Source organism: Mesorhizobium sp. J8, from assembly GCF_016591715.1.
GTDB lineage: Bacteria > Pseudomonadota > Alphaproteobacteria > Rhizobiales > Rhizobiaceae > Mesorhizobium.
In genome coordinates this window covers 3,318,743-3,334,633 of the sequence record NZ_AP024109.1, presented here as the reverse complement: position 1 = coordinate 3,334,633, position 15,891 = coordinate 3,318,743, and the positions used below count along the sequence as shown (strand labels likewise).

Below are 15,891 nucleotides of genomic sequence, written 5' to 3'. Positions count from 1 at the left end.
TCGGAACCAATACGTCTTAAGGATTGAGGGATGGTTGACGCCGCCGCGTCATTTGACGGGAACCGGGTCGCGGCCAATGAGATCTCCGCGCGCTCCATGCGAGCCGATCAGGGTCGGTGGACTGCGGCAGCAAGCGATCGCACCGGCCTTGTTGATTACGCTCAATTCTGCGCCTCGGCGCTGTTCGCGCCGGCGCAGAGCGCATCCTGGGTGAGAAACTGGGCGACCGCGACCGGCGCCGACATGGTTGTCGCGACGCTGGCCCGCGATACTCGCCCCGCGCTGTCGCTGGCACTGGAAGTCGTGCGCCGCGGCCCTTTCAAGGTTGCCCGTTTCGCCGGCGGTCGGCATGCCAACGGCAATTTCGCCGCCGCTGACCCGCGGCTCCTGCCCGCCATCGACGGCATGGCGATCCGCGCCATGTTCAAGGCAATCACCAAAGCACGGCCCGACATCGACCTGGTCTCACTGGAAAGGCTGCTGCCTGACCTCGATGGCGTCGTGAACCCGCTGGCCATGCTGCCCGGCTTCCCAAGTCCAAACCTCGCTCTCGCCGTCGATCTCGACGGCGGGTTCGACGCGCTGCTGTCGCGCGCGAGCGGCAAGCGCAAGCGCAAGAAGCACCGCTCGCAGACGCGCAAGTTCGAGGCTGTGGGCACCTTCCGTCGCGTCGAGGCTCGCACCCGCGAGGAGGTCGACAGGCTGCTCGACGCCTTCCTTGAGATGAAGGAAGTGCGTTTCGCGAAGATGGGCATCGCCAATGTCTTCGGCGACAAGCAGGTACGCGACTTCTTCCGGGCGCTGTTTACCGATGCGCTGGCCGAGGAAAAGCCCCCCTTCCTGCTGCATGGCCTGGATGTGGCGGGCAAGCTGCGCGCGGTGACCGGCTCCAGCCGGTCCGGCAAGCGACTGATCTGCGAGTTCGGCGCCATCGCCGAGGATGATCTCGCCTTCACCAGCCCCGGCGATTTCCTGTTCTTCGACAATATCCAGGAAGCCTGCGAGCTCGGCTTCGACGTCTACGACTTCTCGGTCGGCGACGAGCCTTACAAGCGGCTCTGGTGCGATATCGAGGTCCAGCATTTCGAGGTGCTTGCGCCGCTGACGCTAAAGGGCGGGATGCTGGCGACAGGGCTGCGGCAAGGCGCGCGGGCGAAGGCTTTCATCAAGAACAATCCGACCGTCTGGAAGCTGACCAAGATGCTGCGTCGCAAGGCTGCCGGACAGGCAGCGCCAGTCACCGCCGAGGATGATAACTGATCATCAACGACGCGGCTCAACGCTATCGCGCTTTCGCCCTACGCTCAGGCGGCCGATCGCTTGCCCGGCACCGGCGTTCCGGGCGGTTCATGGCCGACCGGTGTGACCAGCGTGACGTCCGGATAGCCGTTCTCGATCAGCTTCACCGCGGCCTGCGTCACCTGATCGTCGGCCTCCAGCATCGACAGCAAGACTTCCGTGCCGTCGCCGACCAGGCGGCTGATGCCCTGCGCATCGGCCGGGCCGCATTCGACAACGACGAGGTCGTAGGCCGTGGTCAGCGACTGCATGATGATCGGCAGCCGGTCGGCGGCGCGCATGGCGCGGACCGGATCGGCGGTGCCGACGGGAATGACATGCGCATCCGAATAAAGATCGGGATGGATGACGTCGCTGAACTGCGCCTCGGATGCAAGCAGATTGGTGATGCCCGGGAACAGGCTAGAGTCCAGCATCGGCCGCGACGCCGCACCCGATGCAGTGAGATCGAGCAGCAGCACGCGCAGGCCGGCGTCGGACACTTCGCGCGCCACGAGCACGGCGGACGCGGCAGCCTCGTCGCCTTCCGGCGACACGAAGATCGCCCGCGCGGCGCCTGAGGCGATCAGCTTCTCCGCAGCCTTCTCGACATCGATCTCGCCGAGCCTGGATTGTCTTGGTTCAGGCATCGACTCGCTCGGCTCGGAAGCCTCCATTTCGTTTGCACGATCCTCGGCCGGCTCGCTCTCGGCCGGTCTCGGGAGTTCCGCTTCGGCGATCGAATGTCCTGCAGCGGCTTCCTCGTAGGGCGCAAATGCCCGATCCTCGTCACGAGCCCCGGCGACGATGGGTTCCACCGCGGCCGCAGGCATCGCCACCTGCTCGATATCGGTGAAGCGGGCGCCGGCAGCCGGACGCATGGCGCGGCCGGAGAACAGCTCCGCCAGCAGCGTACCGATCGCCATCAGCAGCAGCGAAGCGGCTGCGGCGGCGCCGGTGATCGGCCCGATTTTCGGGAAGTAGGGCTGAGATGGGACCTGGGCGCTTGCAATCAGGCTCGCCGCGACCGGCGAGTATTTGCGGTCCTTGCGCGAGGCGACTGCATTGTAACTTGCCATATAGGATTCAAGCTGTTGGCGTTGAACGTTCGCGTCACGCTGCAAGGCGTCCAACTGCACCTGCTGCTCGCCGGCGCGCGCCGAAGCGGCTTTCAGCGTGTTGACATCCGCGACCAGCTGATCCTCGCGGGCCTTGGCCGTCTGAGCCTGGGCCGACAGGCCCCGGATGATCTTTTGCGCCTCATTGCGAATCTGGCCGTCGAGGTCGGCAAGCTGCGACTTCAGGGCGCGAATGCGCGGATGGTTGTCCAGCAGCGTCGTGGAAAGGTCGGCAATATTGGCCCGGAGCTCCACCTGGCGTTCACGCAGGCGCTGGATCAGCTCGGAGGACAGGACTTCCGGGACGCTGTCCAGCGAACCACCATTCTGCAGCGCCCGGCGCACGCTCTCCGCACTCGCCTCGGCGGCGGCGCGGCTGGCGCGCACGCGCGACAACTCGCTCGACAGCTCCGCGAGCTGCTGAGTCGGCAGCACCGCATTGTTGCCGCCCATCAGAAGGTCGGACTGGGCACGGAAGGCCGCGACCTTGGCCTCGGCGTCCTTCACGCGATTCTGCAGGTCGGCGATTTCCGGCGCCAGGAAGTCGGTGGCGGCGGCATTCGATTCGAGCTTGGCGTCGCCCCTTGAGGCGATATAGGCGTTGGCGATGCCGTTCGCGATGTCAGCGGCAAGCTTGGGATCCTTCGAGGCGAACTCGATCGCGATCGCACGGGTCTTTTCAACGGCGTAGACGTTGAGCTTGTCGTGCATGGCATTCAGCACGCGCTCTTCCGGCGGAATATCGAAGGGATCGCTTTTCAAGCCGACAAGAACGAGCATGCGTCCGAGCGCCGACATCTTCAGCGTTTCGTCGAACTCCGGCAGCTTGTCCAGGTTGAGCTTGGTCGCCACCTGCTTGAGGATGTCGGGCGAGGAAATGATCTGGACCTGCGTGGCCACGCCCTGTTCGTCGAGTATCGGCTTCTCGTCGTCGTTGGTGCCCGGCGGCCGGGTATATTCCGATTCCCGCGAGCCGATCTCCAGCTTGGCCGTCGCCTTATAGTAGGGCGTCGCGAGCCAGGCCAAAGCGAAGGCGAGGCCGGTGACCGCAAGGGTCACGAGAACAATGCGCAGCCAGTTTCGCGCCAGGCTGGCGAAAAGCTGTCTCAGGTCGACATCGACATCAGCGGCCGCGGACTGAACGGACATGCATCCTGCTCCGAACTTTGAGTCGAGGATGGACCGTAAACAACTATGGTAACTCACCCGTTAAGATCCGAGCGCGCGCTTATTAGAGGGCACTCAAAGAAGATTGCTCGAAAGCAATAGAACAATTGGGCTTTTTGCCGATCTCCCCCTTCCCGGATCGCGCTCCTTTACCGCCCATTAACCCTAACAGGATGATAACGGTCGCACTTTCCTGGGGTTGTGCCGCGGCTTGCGGCAAGAGCGATGAAGGTTCCTGGCCGGTCATGAAAAGCACTGCTTCCCTCTTTCGCGCTTTGCTTGCCCTGTCGCTGCTTACCGGTTGCTCAAGCTACCGCCCGACGCCCGCCGCCTTTCACGAGGTGCTCGACCAGCCATACCGGCTCGGCGCCGGCGACCGCGTCCGTGTCACGGTGTTCGAGCAGGACGGATTGACCAACACCTACAGCGTCGACCAGTCCGGCTATCTGTCCTTCCCGCTGGTCGGCGCGGTGCCGGCGCGCGGCCACACAGCGCAGCAGCTGGAAAAGGAGATCGCCGACAAGCTGCGCCAGGGCTATCTGCGCGATCCCGACGTTTCGGTCGAAATCGACCGCTACCGGCCGATCTTCGTCATGGGCGAAGTGGGCGCTGCCGGCCAGTATTCCTATGTGCCGGGACTTACGGTGCAAAAGGCTGTCGCCATTGCCGGCGGCTTCACGCCGCGCGCCAATCAGGAGAGCGTCGACATCACCCGCGACATCAACGGCAAGGTGATGACCGGACGAGTGCTGACGTCCGACCCGCTCCTGCCCGGCGACACCGTCTACGTCCGCGAACGCCTGTTTTGAAAATCCGGCGTGACGGTGAACCTCAGGATCGTCCACTGCTTCCGCTCACCTGTCGGAGGAATCTTCCGGCATGTGCGCGACCTGACCGAGGCGCAGGTCGCCGCCGGCCATGCGGTGGGCATCGTCTGCGACTCGACAACCGGCGGCGACTACGAGGAGCGGCTCTTCGAGGCGATGAAGGACAGCCTCGCGCTCGGCATCCATCGCACTCCGATGCAGCGTCATGTCGGGCCCGGCGACCTCGCCTCGGCCTGGCGCACCTATCGAATCATCAAGGAATTGCGGCCGGACGTGCTGCATGGGCATGGCGCCAAGGGTGGCGCCTATGCCCGTCTGTTCGGCTCACTGTTGCGGGTTTCAAGGTCTCGCGTGGCCCGCCTTTATTCGCCGCATGGCGGCTCCCTCCACTATGACGAAACGACGGCGACGGGAAAGCTGTTCTTCGGCCTGGAGCGCTTCATGGCGCGCTTCACCGACTGCCTGCTGTTCGTTTCCGACTATGAGCGCAACACCTATCGCCGCAAGGTCGGCGAGCCGCCCATACCCAACACGCTCGTCTATAACGGCCTGCGCGCCGCCGAATTCGAACCGGTGATGACGGCGGCGAATGCCGCCGACTTTCTATACATCGGCATGATGCGCGACCTGAAAGGCCCGGACATCTTCATCGATGCCCTGGCCCTGGCCGGCAGCGCGTTGGGCCGTCCATTGAGCGCCGTGATGGTCGGCGACGGCGACGACCTGCCGCGCTACCACGCGCAGGTGGAGCGACTCGGCCTGAAGAGCCATGTCCGTTTCCTGCCGCCCATGCCGGCAAGAGATGCTTTCGCGCTGGCCGGGCTGATCGTGGTGCCGTCCCGGGCGGAAGCGATGCCCTATATCGTGCTCGAGGCATTGGCCGCCGGCATGCCGATGATCGCGACCGCCGTCGGCGGCATCCCCGAAATTTTCGGCGATGGCTCCCCTGCCCTGATCCGGCCGGATCCCGCGCAGCTCGCGGGCAAAATGGAAACAGTGTTCGGCGATCGCAACACGTACCGGAAGGCGATGCCTCAGACAGACGAGCTCAAGGCCCGGTTCGGAGCCGATGTGATGGCCGCCGAGATCGAGAAAGCCTATTTCGCCGCGCTGAACAAATAGCTGCGGCCGGCCCGACAGCTTCAAAACCACCGGTTGTTTCAAGCCTTTCTTAGCTCTCTTTTGCTATGCAGTTTCGCGAAGCTCGCGGACAGTTCCCATGAATGAGATCGACCCCGCGCACCGCTTTTCCATGGATGCGGTGCGCAACTACGAGGCTCCCGCCGATGGCGGACAGCCCGGCGGCATCAACGATGTGGCGCGCCAGGTCGCCTCGCAATACCGGCGCGATACGATGTCGCCGATCATGGTCAGCGGCGTGTTGCGCATGGTCGAGTTCGCGGTGCTGTTCCTCTCCGGGCTCGGCGTCTATTTCTACTATGTCGGCTTCTTCAGCTATCTGGCCTGGCAATATCCGCTGGCGATCGCGGCGACGTCGTTCCTGGCCGTGGTGCTGCTCGACGTGACCGACTGCTACCAGATCGCGGCGCTGATGCGCCCGCTTGCCAATTTCGGCCGCGTGCTGCTTGTCTGGGCCGGCAGCTTCGCGCTGATGGCGCTCACCGCCTTCGCCATCAAAGCCTCGGAAGACTATTCGCGCCTGCTGTTCGGCACCTGGTTCGTGGTTGGCTTCGTGTTGGTCTTCGGCCTGAGGCTGGTGATGTCGAGGCTGATCCGCCGCTGGGCGCGCGACGGCCGCATGGAGCGCCGCGCCCTCATCGTCGGCGGCGGCAAGGCGGCGGAACAACTGATCCGCTCGGTTGAGAAGCAGCCTTACAACGACATCCGCATCTGCGGCATCTTCGACGACCGCAACGACAAGCGCTCGCCGCCGATCGTCGCCGGCTATCCGAAGCTCGGCACGATCTCGGAACTCATCGAATTCGCCCGCATCGCGCGCATCGACATGCTGATCGTGTCGCTGCCGCTGACCGCCGAATCGCGCGTCCTGCAGTTGCTCAAGAAGCTCTGGGTGCTGCCGGTCGACATCCGGCTCTCGGCGCATTCGAACGCGCTGCAGTTCCGGCCGCGCGCCTACTCCTATATCGGCTCGGTGCCGATGCTCGACATCTTCGACAAGCCGATCAACGACTGGGATTCGGTCGCCAAGCGCGCCTTCGACATCGTCTTCTCGCTGGTCGGCATCATTCTGTTCTCGCCGGTGATGCTCGCCACCGCGATCGCCATCAAGCTCGACAGCAAAGGTCCGGTGCTGTTCAAGCAGAAGCGGCACGGCTTCAACAACGAGATCATCGAGGTCTACAAATTCCGCTCGATGTATGCCGACCGGTCGGACCCGACCGCCAAGCAGACGGTGACCAAGAACGACCCGCGGGTCACCCGCGTCGGGCGCTTCATCCGCAAGACCTCGATCGACGAGCTGCCGCAATTCTTCAATTCGCTCCTCGGCTCGCTGTCGCTGGTCGGGCCGCGACCGCATGCGATCGCCGCGCAGTCGCACAATCTGCTCTACAACGAGGTGGTCGACGGCTATTTCGCACGCCACAAGGTCAAGCCCGGCGTTACCGGCTGGGCGCAGATCAATGGCTGGCGCGGCGAGATGGACACCAATGAAAAGATCCGCATGCGCACCGAATACGACCTCTACTACATCGAGAACTGGTCGATGCTGTTCGACCTGCGCATCCTGTTCCTGACGCCGATCCGCCTGCTCAACACGGAAAACGCCTATTGAGCGCCGTCGCCCATGAGTTGCAGCCACGGGCTGTCAACCAGCTACCGGCTTCGGCGATCAACAAGTTGCCGCCGCAGGCGGTCAACGCCAAGCTGATTTCGCTTATCGCCTCGGCGGCGATCGGCATCGGCATCCTGCTTTCCGGCTTCGTCATCAGCGAGCCCGCGCCTTACGAAATCTACATGGCCGGGCTGATCGCGGTCTGGGGGCTGTTCGGCCTTCGGATCTCGCGCGCGATCGTGCCATTGCTGGTGCTTCTGGTGGCGATGAACATCGGCGGCATGATCGCCATGACGCAGATGGCGGATCTCGCCAACACGCCGCTCTATCTCGCCGTCTCGCTGTTTCTCGCCTTGAGCGCGGTGTTCTTCGCCTCGGTGACCTCGGTCCAACCCAGCCTCTACCGGCTGATCTTCATCGCCTATGTCGTCTCAGCGGTGGCGACGTCGCTGCTCGGCATCGCCGGCTATTTCCATGCCTTTCCCGGCGCGGAAATGTTCACCAAATACGACCGTGCGGCCGGCGCCTTCCAGGATCCGAACGTGTTCGGCCCGTTCCTGGTGCTGCCCGGAACCTATCTGCTCTATCTGCTGCTCACCGGCCCGGTGTCGCGCATGCCGCTTCTGGCGGCGCCGCTGCTCATCATCACCGCCGGCATCTTCTTCTCCTTCTCGCGCGGCGCCTGGGGCATGTTCGCGGTGTCGGCGGTGCTGCTCACCGCATGCCTTTTTCTGCAGAGCGCCAGCGGCAAGTTCCGGCTGCGGGTGGTGGTGATGACGATCGCGGCCGTGGCCCTGCTGGTCATCGCCTTCCTGATCATCCTGCAACTGCCCGGCGTATCGGACATGTTCACCCAGCGCGCGCAGCTCGAGCAGAGCTACGATTCGGCGCGGCTCGGCCGATTCGCCCGCTACACGATCGGCTTCCAGCTGGCGATGGAGCATCCGTTCGGCATCGGCCCGCTGGTGTTCGGCACGATCTATGGCGAGGACACGCACGACATCTGGCTGAAGGCGCTGATGGATTACGGCTGGCTGGGCTTCGTCTCGTTCCTGACGCTGACCTTATGGACGATCGGGGCCGGCTTCCGCATCCTGTTGCGCGACCGCCCATGGCAGCCTTACCTGCTCTGCGCCTATGTCGCCTATCTCGGCAATATCGGGCTCGGCACCTTCATCGACATCGACCACTGGCGCCATCTCTACCTGCTGATGGGATTGGTCTGGGGCGCGATCGCGCTGGAGTACCGGCACCAACGGGAATTGCGGCTGGCGAGGCCGGCATCCGCCCTTGCGATTTCACCTGCGCGATAGACACCGAATTCGGTTGACCCGCATGGGGTTATCACGATACATCGCCACCCGGTCCGGAGTGTAGCGCAGCCCGGTAGCGCACTTGACTGGGGGTCAAGGGGTCGTCGGTTCGAATCCGGCCACTCCGACCATTTAAATCCTTGATATCCCCATGAACGTCTCCCGAGCGTATCCGACGGTGTTATATCGCCGCCGGTCCCGTCAGTAGGGCGCGATGACGCCGTTACGCACAAGAATGTTCCGGACCTGGTGATCCTGGGATTCATTTGTTGTGCCTGACATGATCCTTGCGATGGCATCCGCCTCACGGTTCAGTTGCCACGCGAATTCAGCGCGAAAATTGCCGTTGAGAGTCGCTGTCGCAATACTTCCCTCGACAATCTCCCACCAAACCCGATCCGGAATTCGGTTCGGGTCGACGCCCCGCTTCTTCACTGCCTTCTTCAGGAAACGTCGACCGGACGGGCCGTTCAAGGGGATGCTGATCGAATTGACGAAGACGCCAAGGTAGCTCACCGCTATCAGCACCAGTCCGCAGCAGCAGATCCAGATCACGGTGGTCACTGCTTTGGCCTCCGCCCTCAGGCGATCATCAAACCCGGGCCCCATGCGCCGCCAGCATCCGCCGTGCGCTTTCTTCATCGGTGATCAGAATGGTCGGCGCGATCAGGTTCATGGCGCCGAGCAGCGCATCGGTCTTCTCCTCGCCGCCGGAGGTGAGGATGCGGATCGGCGCCTTCCGCAGGCGGTCGACATCCACCGACATCACGTGGCTGTTGACGGGATGGTCGACCAGGTCGCCGTTGCGGTCGTAGAAATGGAACAGAAGGTCGCCGACCGCGCCGCGCGCCAGCAGGGCCTCGCGGTCGGCCTCCTTGAGGAAGCCGCCGCGCGAGAAGGTGGTGGCCGACGCGATGCCACCGACGCTGAGCAGAACGGCATCGAGCGCGTCGGCCATCTCGAAGATTTCCTGCAGGCCGCAGCGCTCGACCAGCGCGATCTTGGTCTCGACGCTGTCGACGACGGCCGGCGTCGGCATCAGATAACCGTCGCCCTGGAAGATCTGGGCAAAGCGCCAGGCAAATTCCGCCGGGTTGACCCGCCGCGCGACGCCGACACCGCCAAGCAATGAAATCACGCTGAAATCGGTCAGCGATTTGGCGCTGATGAAGGGCAATGTGTTGAACAACGTCACGCCCCAGCCGACGCCAACCCGCATGCCGGATTTCATCGCATCGGACAGGAACATGCCGGTCTTGGCGGCGATCGCCGGGATCGGATCGGCCTTGGGGTCAGTGAGCGGCGCGACCAGCGCCTGCTGCAGGCCAAAGGTCCGCTCCAGCGCGCGCTCCAGCCGCACGATCTCCAGGAGCTCGCTCTCGATGGTGATCTTCACCTCGTTGCGCGCCCTCGCCTCCGCCAGCATGCGCACGATGGTAACGCGGCCGACGCCCAGCACGTCGGCGATCTCGTTTTGCGTCATCTGTTCGACGAAATACATCCAGGCGGCGCGGATCCTGAGGCGGTCGGTCCGGCTTTCGCTGACGACCTGCTCGGATGCCTCGGCCGCCCTGCCGTTTTCTGGTTCGCCCTGCCGTCGCCTGCCCAAGTTCCCCTCCAACTGCGGCGATGACACCGCCTCGCCGATTCTGCATGCTGGTTAAATATCGTCTATTGATCTACCAAGCGAGACGAACAATCTAGAGAGGGCGACTGGCGCCCCAAGCCGTGAGCGGCTTCAGCATTTCGAGGCGATTGGCGATGCTGCGACAAATCTCCGAGGATGTCCGCGCCAACCTGAAGGACCGGCTTCGGGAACTGCGCGACGCGATCCGACAAAGCCGCCACGACAGCGCCGGCGAAAGCCCGCACGACATCACGAGCAACCTGCCGCCCTTTCCAGGCCGCAGCCTGCTCGGTCATGCCGCGAGCGCCGTGGATGAGGCGCTGACGATCGCCGAATCCTTCGTTCCGCATTTCCGGCCGCTCAAGGTCGACGGCACGACCGTGAAAAGCCTGCGGGTCTATTTCCCGCAAGGCGATGAAGACCGGCAGATCGGCGGCGAACGTCAGTTCAGGCGTGACATGTATTATCTGACCCGCGCGGTTCTCGCCGGCTACGGCATCGACAATCCCCGCGTACACGAGGCGAGCTTTTCCGCCGTGCATGTCGCGATGCGCAAGCGCCACGCGGATCTCCTGGCCGGCGCGACGGCGGGAACGGCCTCCACGGACCAGGTCGCGGCGGCCTGCGCGGCTCTCCTTGTCGAATGCCTCAACCACCGTCCGGTCCAGCCCGGCGACATCGGCACAGGCCCGGCGATCGCCGGCGACCGGTCTCTCGACATCAGATGCCTTGCGCCCGCGGTGCTTGCCTGCGGACTGGCGACCAAAGCGGACGGCGGCACGCCCGAGCCCGATATTCTCGAGATGGCGGTGCTGGCGACCGAAGTGCGGGAGGATCGGATCCGGCAGGCCTGCGCCCAGGCCGATGCCGTCCAGGAACTGACACCGGTTCTCGCCACCCTGCTCGCGCATCTGACGTAACCGCGAATTATCCGCTATCGCTCGGCCACCATGGCCGCGATCGTCTTCTTGGCGCGCTGGATCGAGGCCGGACTCATGCTGAGCTCGGTCAAGCCCATCCCGACGAAGGTCGGGATCAGGTCCGGGCGGCCGGCGGCCTCGCCGCACATGCCCACCATGATGCCGGCGGCGACACCCGCCTTTGCCGTCAGCTCGATCGCCGACATCACCGCCGGATTGGTGACGTCATTGAGCTTGGCGACCGTCGGGTTGAGGCGGTCTGCGGCCATGATGTACTGGGTGAGGTCGTTGGTGCCGATCGAGAAGAACGCCACTTCCTTGGCCAGCGCGGGCGCGATCAGCACGGCGGCCGGCGTCTCGATCATCACGCCGAGATCGAAGCTTGCATGCGGCACGCCTTCGGCCTTGAGTTCAGCCGCGCATTCGGCGACCAGCGCGCGGGTGCGCGTGACCTCCGCGATCTCCGAAACCATCGGCAGCATCACCTTGATGTTGCCATGGACGGCTGCCCGGAGCAGCGCGCGCAACTGGCGCTTGAAGATGTCGGGCCGGTCCAGGCACATGCGGATGCCGCGCCAACCGAGGAAGGGATTTTCCTCGTCGGGAAATTCGATGCCCGCGATCGGCTTGTCGCCGCCGATATCGAGCGTGCGCACGATGACCGGATGCGGAGCGAACGCCTTGGCCAGCGCGCTGTAGGTCTCGGCCTGCATGTCTTCCGACGGCAGATGCATATGGCGCATGAAAAGCAGCTCGGTACGGAAAAGGCCGACGCCCATCGCGCCGGCCTCCTGTGCCGCCTCGATCTCTTCCAGCGAGCCGATATTGGCCGCGACCTCGATCACCGTGCCGTCCGCGCGAGTAGGCGTCACGCCCTTGAACACTTTCAGCCCGGCGCGCTCCTGCGCCGCGGCTTCGACACGCCGGGTGAAATCGGCGCGCACCGTCTCGTCCGGATCGACGATCACATGCCCGGCATTGCCGTCGATCGCCACCTCCCTGGCAGCGCGCAGCTCGTTGACCTTGTCGCCCAGACCCAGCACGGCCGGGATGCCGTGCGAACGGGCGATGATGGCGATATGCGAGGTGGCACCGCCATGGCCGCAGACCACGCCGCCGATGCGCTTCAGCGGCGCGCGCGCCAGGTCCCAGGCGCCGATGTCGTCGGCGATCAGGATCGCGCCCTGCGGAATCGTCTCCAGGCTGACCTCGTCCTGGCCGAGCAGCACCAGGCAGATCTGCCGGCCGACGGCCTGGACGTCGTCGGCCCGGGCGTTGAGATAATGATCGTCGACGGCGCTGAAATCGGCGGCGATGGTGGCCGCCGCCGCGATGACCGCCGAAACCGCGTCGTCGCCGCCTTTGATCAGCCTTTCGACCTCGCCGGTCAGGCTGTCGTCGGCGGCGATGTCGCGCAGCGCCGCGACGATGCCGCGATCGCCGGCGGAGAGATTGTTCTCGGCAAGCGTGCGATCCATGCGCGCCTGGACGCTGGCGACGGCGCCGCGGAAGCGCTCGAGCTCGCCGTCGATTTCATCGGCCTGCAGGCGCCTGCCCGGTCCCTCGATCTCCGGCGGAAAATGCGCGAAGGCCGGCCCGATCGCCACGCCCTCGCTGGCGGCGACGCCTTGAAGTTTCGGGGTTCCATCCGCAGCGGCGGCGGCAGGCGGCTGGACCTCGAGAGCGGGCGGCGCGGCCGCGGTTTCCGAGCCAGCTTCACCGGCCTCGCCCTCGTCGTCGAGGCCGGCGCGCGGGTTCTCCAGATAGCCGATCAGCGCCTCGATCGCCTCGATCGCGTCGGCGCCGTTGGCGCGCACGGTGACTTCCTGGTTTTCCTTGACGGCCAGGAGCATCAGCTTGACCGAGCTCTTGGCGCTGACCGCCTTGCCGTCCTTGATCAGCTCGACGTCGGACTCGAAACCCTTGGCGAGTTTCACGAACCGTGTGGCGGGACGGGCGTGCAAACCTTCGTGCACTCTGACGATGGTCGAGCGTTCCATGGCAATACTCTAGGTTTGGGCGCCGTCGACAGACAGCGCGGATATTATCAGGCGGCGATGGTGATGACAGCGCCTGGTGTCAGGGCTGTCACGAGCGCTCCGGTATCGACCTCGGATGCGCAAACCTCGCCCGGCCTTTCGGCCTCGGACGCTCCATTGAAGGAGATCACGACATGGCCCATTTCACGGACCTTGCTCCACGCCGTGTCGCCGACAGCCGTTATAACAGCCGAAACCGGCCCGACCGTGATCGACGCGCCTTTCGCTGGCCCGTTATCGCTCGGACCCTCTTCCGTCTTGTGCAGCACGGAGACCTCGGCCAGTTCGGGAGGCGAGCCATCCGCGAACAGGATGACCACGCCGCCCTCGGCGAGGTCCGCCACTTCGGGTCCTATTGCCGTGACCCGTGTCTTGAGAAGAACCGACATATGGCGAACCTCGTCTTACTGATGTTTTAGAACACGATCAGGGACACGATCCATGCGATCAGCACGGAGACCGGGCCCATGATCTGGCGGCTGATGAGCACCGCCGGCACACCGATTTCGATCGTCTTCGGCTTGGCCTCACCGAGCGCCAGACCGACGGGAACGAAATCGCAACCCACCTGGGTGTTGTAGGCAAACAGCGCCGGCAGGGCCATTGCGGGCGAGATGGTGCCGTTGGCGATCTGCGGGCCGATGATGGCGACGCCGATGACCTGGGCGATGACCGCGCCTGGCCCCAGGATGGGCGACAGGAACGGCAGGCCGCAGATTGCCGAGATGACCAACAGGCCGACGATGTTGTTGGCGAGCGGACCCATCGGCTGCGCCAGCACGTCGCCGATGCCGGTATAGAGAATGAGGCCGATCAGCATGGTCACGAAAGCCATGAAGGGCAGCACGTTGCGGACCACCTGGTCGATGGTGCGGCGGCCGGAGTTGAAGAAGATGCCGACGACGCGCCCCATGACGCGGCCGATCGAGCTGATCAGGCCGATAAGCCCGCCTTCGCTCGGCAGCGGCTCGGCCGCCCTGGCAGTGGTGTCGTTGCTTGAACTCATCGTTGCTGCTCCCCCCGCAGTGGTGACCACTTCGGATCCGTCCGCCATTGTGACGTTGGCCGGCTTCACGCCCGAAACGTAGATGTCTTCCGTTATGAACTGGGCGAGCGGACCCGCCTGGCCGACCGGCGTCAGGTTGACGGTCGGGATACGCTTGCGCGGATAGACGCCGCAGCGCGCGGTGCCGCCGCAGTCGACGACGACCACCGCCATCTCGCTTTCGATCGGCGGCGACTTGAAACCGTCGACGGCCTGGGCCCCGGTCATGTCGGCGATGAGCTGCGCCACCGGATGAATGCCGCCGCCGGTCACCGACACGACCTTGTTGCGCTGGTCTGTCGGCTCGATGACCAGGGGGCCGCCCCAACCGGTGGAGCCCTTCGAAATCTTTACTGCCTTGTATGTCTTGGCCATGGTGTCCTCCCGCCCTTAGAGCTCGACGCCCTGGCGGCGTGCCATGATGGCCGTGATGCGCTCGGTCAAGATGCCCTTCAGCAGGATGACGACGAGGCCGACGATGGCATACCAGATGGCCACCTTGACGTGATAGCCGTTGGCGATGACGCCCCGCTTCTCGAGGTCGAGCAACGCGACCAGCATGCCGCCCCAGACGAAATATTCGCCGGGATTGATGTGCGGGAAGAGGCCGAGCGGCGGATGCACGTAAGAAACCGCCGCGTCATAGAAGGCAGGCTTGTGCTTTTCTTCGAGGAAGGACCCGAAGGTGTAGGCCATCGGGTTGGTGAGGAAGAACACCGACAGCACCGGCAGCACGGTATAGCGGGTCAGCGCGATGCGGCCCGCGCCGCGCGCCAGGCCGTGGACGCGCTCCTCGCCGACCAGCTCGGTGACGGCGTAGAAGGCGGTCATCAGCACCACCAGCGTCGGAATAATGCCGGTGACGAAGCCGGCGAACACTTCGCCGCCTTTCTGGAAGATGCCGATGAAGTATTTGCCGATGGCGGTCAGCCAGCCGAGCTGCTCTTCCTGCTGCACGTTCTTCAGCTGTTCCTTCAGCTGGTCGGCGGTGACCGGCGCGTTGTCGGTCGTCGCCTGCGCCAGGACCACGAGATGATCGGTGGCATGCTCGACGCCGAGCTTGCCGTGCCAGGCAGCATCCGAGACCATGGTGCCTGCGACATGCAGGTTATGCACCGCGAGGTCCGCATGCTGCGCCAATAATGTAATTACAGACATTTCTCCTCCTTATGACCCCTGCCGGTCATTCCCAGCCGGCTGCCGGCGTCCGTTTATGCCCTTGCTACGTTCAAGCCGGACAGGCCCGGCTTCTTCCCAGGCTCCGACCGCGCGCGGTCGATCTGCTCGATCGCCCGTTTCACGGCCTCGGCCACACCGGGTTCCCCCTCCCCCATGATCGCAGGGTTGGACCGGAGTCGATCGAGGGGGATGCCCTCGAATTCTTCATGCCGCTTGAACTTGGTCAGCACCGAACGGCCGCTCATGACCATCATGCGCCGCACGATGAGATCCGGGGTCACGACGATCAGCGCAATCGTGCCCTTGGCCAGCCGCCCGCGGAAATTGCCCGCGCCGACGAAGCCGTCCTTGTACTGGGCCGTGACACCTTTGAAGACGTCCGAATAATGCCGCATCTGCAGCCAGACACCGAGCGATTGCAGCGCCCAGACAACAAACAGCAGAAGCAGCGCCCACTGCCAGATGGCCATTTCGGTTTCCTCCCGAGTCGCTTTCCCCGGCACATATTGAACGGAGCCGAGACGACCCGAAAGTGAGAACATTTGTTTCCTCGAATGTCAACATGTATTATATTAGCCGCCATAGCGCTCCACAGCCGGCTGGCCGATTTCGGCATCGGCGGC

General features: G+C 64.4%; 14 protein-coding genes and 1 tRNA gene. 7 read left to right on the top strand and 8 right to left on the bottom strand.

Features of this window, described 5'->3' with window-relative positions:
• Positions 1–30 precede the first annotated feature (30 nt).
• Entirely contained in the window at positions 31–1,260 is a 1,230-nt protein-coding gene (locus MJ8_RS15900; RefSeq protein WP_201415236.1) for a GNAT family N-acetyltransferase, read from the top strand.
• A 44-nt stretch (positions 1,261–1,304) separates the two neighbouring features.
• Here MJ8_RS15900 and MJ8_RS15895 read toward each other — a convergent pair whose 3' ends face one another.
• A complete protein-coding gene (locus tag MJ8_RS15895) occupies positions 1,305–3,545 on the bottom strand; it encodes a GumC family protein (RefSeq protein WP_201415455.1) in 2,241 nt (746 codons plus the stop codon).
• Between the two features lie 263 nt (positions 3,546–3,808).
• On the opposite strand from MJ8_RS15895, the gene MJ8_RS15890 reads away from it, so the two are divergent.
• From MJ8_RS15890 to MJ8_RS15870, 5 genes are all read left to right on the top strand, one after another.
• Complete coding sequence (locus tag MJ8_RS15890) at positions 3,809–4,372, top strand: polysaccharide biosynthesis/export family protein (RefSeq protein WP_040983193.1); 564 nt, start codon at positions 3,809–3,811, stop codon at positions 4,370–4,372.
• A gap of 9 nt (positions 4,373–4,381) precedes the next feature.
• Positions 4,382–5,512: a glycosyltransferase gene (locus MJ8_RS15885; protein ID WP_201415235.1), complete on the top strand. Its 1,131-nt coding sequence runs from the start codon at positions 4,382–4,384 to the stop codon at positions 5,510–5,512.
• Between the two features lie 97 nt (positions 5,513–5,609).
• Positions 5,610–7,145: an undecaprenyl-phosphate glucose phosphotransferase gene (locus tag MJ8_RS15880; RefSeq protein ID WP_201415234.1), complete on the top strand. Its 1,536-nt coding sequence runs from the start codon at positions 5,610–5,612 to the stop codon at positions 7,143–7,145.
• A gap of 56 nt (positions 7,146–7,201) precedes the next feature.
• Positions 7,202–8,458 (top strand): O-antigen ligase family protein, encoded by a 1,257-nt coding sequence (locus MJ8_RS15875; RefSeq protein ID WP_412177118.1) that lies wholly within the window; start codon positions 7,202–7,204, stop codon positions 8,456–8,458.
• 54 nt (positions 8,459–8,512) lie between these two features.
• Positions 8,513–8,589, top strand: a tRNA-Pro gene (locus MJ8_RS15870).
• A 70-nt stretch (positions 8,590–8,659) separates the two neighbouring features.
• On the opposite strand, the gene MJ8_RS15865 is transcribed toward MJ8_RS15870, so the two are convergent.
• Together MJ8_RS15865 and MJ8_RS15860 are read right to left on the bottom strand one after the other, a co-directional pair.
• Positions 8,660–9,022 carry a hypothetical protein gene (locus MJ8_RS15865; RefSeq protein WP_201415233.1) on the bottom strand — a complete coding sequence of 121 codons (363 nt, stop codon included), beginning with the start codon at positions 9,020–9,022 and terminating at the stop codon, positions 8,660–8,662.
• 28 nt (positions 9,023–9,050) lie between these two features.
• Positions 9,051–10,067 carry a sugar-binding transcriptional regulator gene (locus MJ8_RS15860; RefSeq protein ID WP_201415232.1) on the bottom strand — a complete coding sequence of 339 codons (1,017 nt, stop codon included), beginning with the start codon at positions 10,065–10,067 and terminating at the stop codon, positions 9,051–9,053.
• 152 nt (positions 10,068–10,219) lie between these two features.
• Between MJ8_RS15860 and MJ8_RS15855 the strand changes: the two genes are divergently transcribed.
• Positions 10,220–11,005: a hypothetical protein gene (locus MJ8_RS15855; RefSeq protein WP_201415231.1), complete on the top strand. Its 786-nt coding sequence runs from the start codon at positions 10,220–10,222 to the stop codon at positions 11,003–11,005.
• Positions 11,006–11,019: 14 nt separating this feature from the next.
• Here the strand turns inward: MJ8_RS15855 and ptsP are convergent, their stop codons facing one another.
• Genes ptsP through MJ8_RS15830 form a run of 5 tightly spaced genes read right to left on the bottom strand, consistent with a single transcriptional unit; the run spans position 11,020 to position 15,738 of the window.
• Positions 11,020–13,005, bottom strand: coding sequence for a phosphoenolpyruvate--protein phosphotransferase (ptsP, locus tag MJ8_RS15850; RefSeq protein WP_201415230.1), 1,986 nt, complete (start codon positions 13,003–13,005; stop codon positions 11,020–11,022).
• 47 nt (positions 13,006–13,052) lie between these two features.
• Positions 13,053–13,433, bottom strand: a complete 381-nt coding sequence (locus tag MJ8_RS15845) for a PTS glucitol/sorbitol transporter subunit IIA (protein WP_201415229.1) — start codon at positions 13,431–13,433, stop codon at positions 13,053–13,055.
• Positions 13,434–13,459: 26 nt separating this feature from the next.
• Complete coding sequence (locus tag MJ8_RS15840) at positions 13,460–14,464, bottom strand: PTS glucitol/sorbitol transporter subunit IIB (protein WP_201415228.1); 1,005 nt, start codon at positions 14,462–14,464, stop codon at positions 13,460–13,462.
• A 15-nt stretch (positions 14,465–14,479) separates the two neighbouring features.
• The gene (locus MJ8_RS15835) at positions 14,480–15,247 is read right to left on the bottom strand and encodes a PTS glucitol/sorbitol transporter subunit IIC (RefSeq protein WP_041008501.1); all 768 of its coding nucleotides are present in this window, start codon (positions 15,245–15,247) and stop codon (positions 14,480–14,482) included.
• A gap of 53 nt (positions 15,248–15,300) precedes the next feature.
• Positions 15,301–15,738 carry a transcriptional regulator GutM gene (locus MJ8_RS15830; RefSeq protein WP_201415227.1) on the bottom strand — a complete coding sequence of 146 codons (438 nt, stop codon included), beginning with the start codon at positions 15,736–15,738 and terminating at the stop codon, positions 15,301–15,303.
• Positions 15,739–15,891 lie beyond the last annotated feature (153 nt).

Bases quoted from the DNA above. Each gene is read 5' to 3' on its own strand.
- MJ8_RS15845 (WP_201415229.1), bottom strand. From the start codon at position 13,433: ATGTCGGTTCTTCTCAAGACACGGGTCACGGCAATAGGACCCGAAGTG.
- MJ8_RS15855 (WP_201415231.1), top strand. From the start codon at position 10,220: ATGCTGCGACAAATCTCCGAGGATGTCCGCGCCAACCTGAAGGACCGG.
- MJ8_RS15890 (WP_040983193.1), top strand. From the start codon at position 3,809: ATGAAAAGCACTGCTTCCCTCTTTCGCGCTTTGCTTGCCCTGTCGCTG.
- MJ8_RS15840 (WP_201415228.1), bottom strand. From the start codon at position 14,464: ATGGCCAAGACATACAAGGCAGTAAAGATTTCGAAGGGCTCCACCGGT.
- MJ8_RS15895 (WP_201415455.1), bottom strand. From the start codon at position 3,545: ATGTCCGTTCAGTCCGCGGCCGCTGATGTCGATGTCGACCTGAGACAG.
- MJ8_RS15900 (WP_201415236.1), top strand. From the start codon at position 31: ATGGTTGACGCCGCCGCGTCATTTGACGGGAACCGGGTCGCGGCCAAT.
- MJ8_RS15880 (WP_201415234.1), top strand. From the start codon at position 5,610: ATGAATGAGATCGACCCCGCGCACCGCTTTTCCATGGATGCGGTGCGC.
- MJ8_RS15830 (WP_201415227.1), bottom strand. From the start codon at position 15,738: ATGGCCATCTGGCAGTGGGCGCTGCTTCTGCTGTTTGTTGTCTGGGCG.
- ptsP (WP_201415230.1), bottom strand. From the start codon at position 13,005: ATGGAACGCTCGACCATCGTCAGAGTGCACGAAGGTTTGCACGCCCGT.
- MJ8_RS15835 (WP_041008501.1), bottom strand. From the start codon at position 15,247: ATGTCTGTAATTACATTATTGGCGCAGCATGCGGACCTCGCGGTGCAT.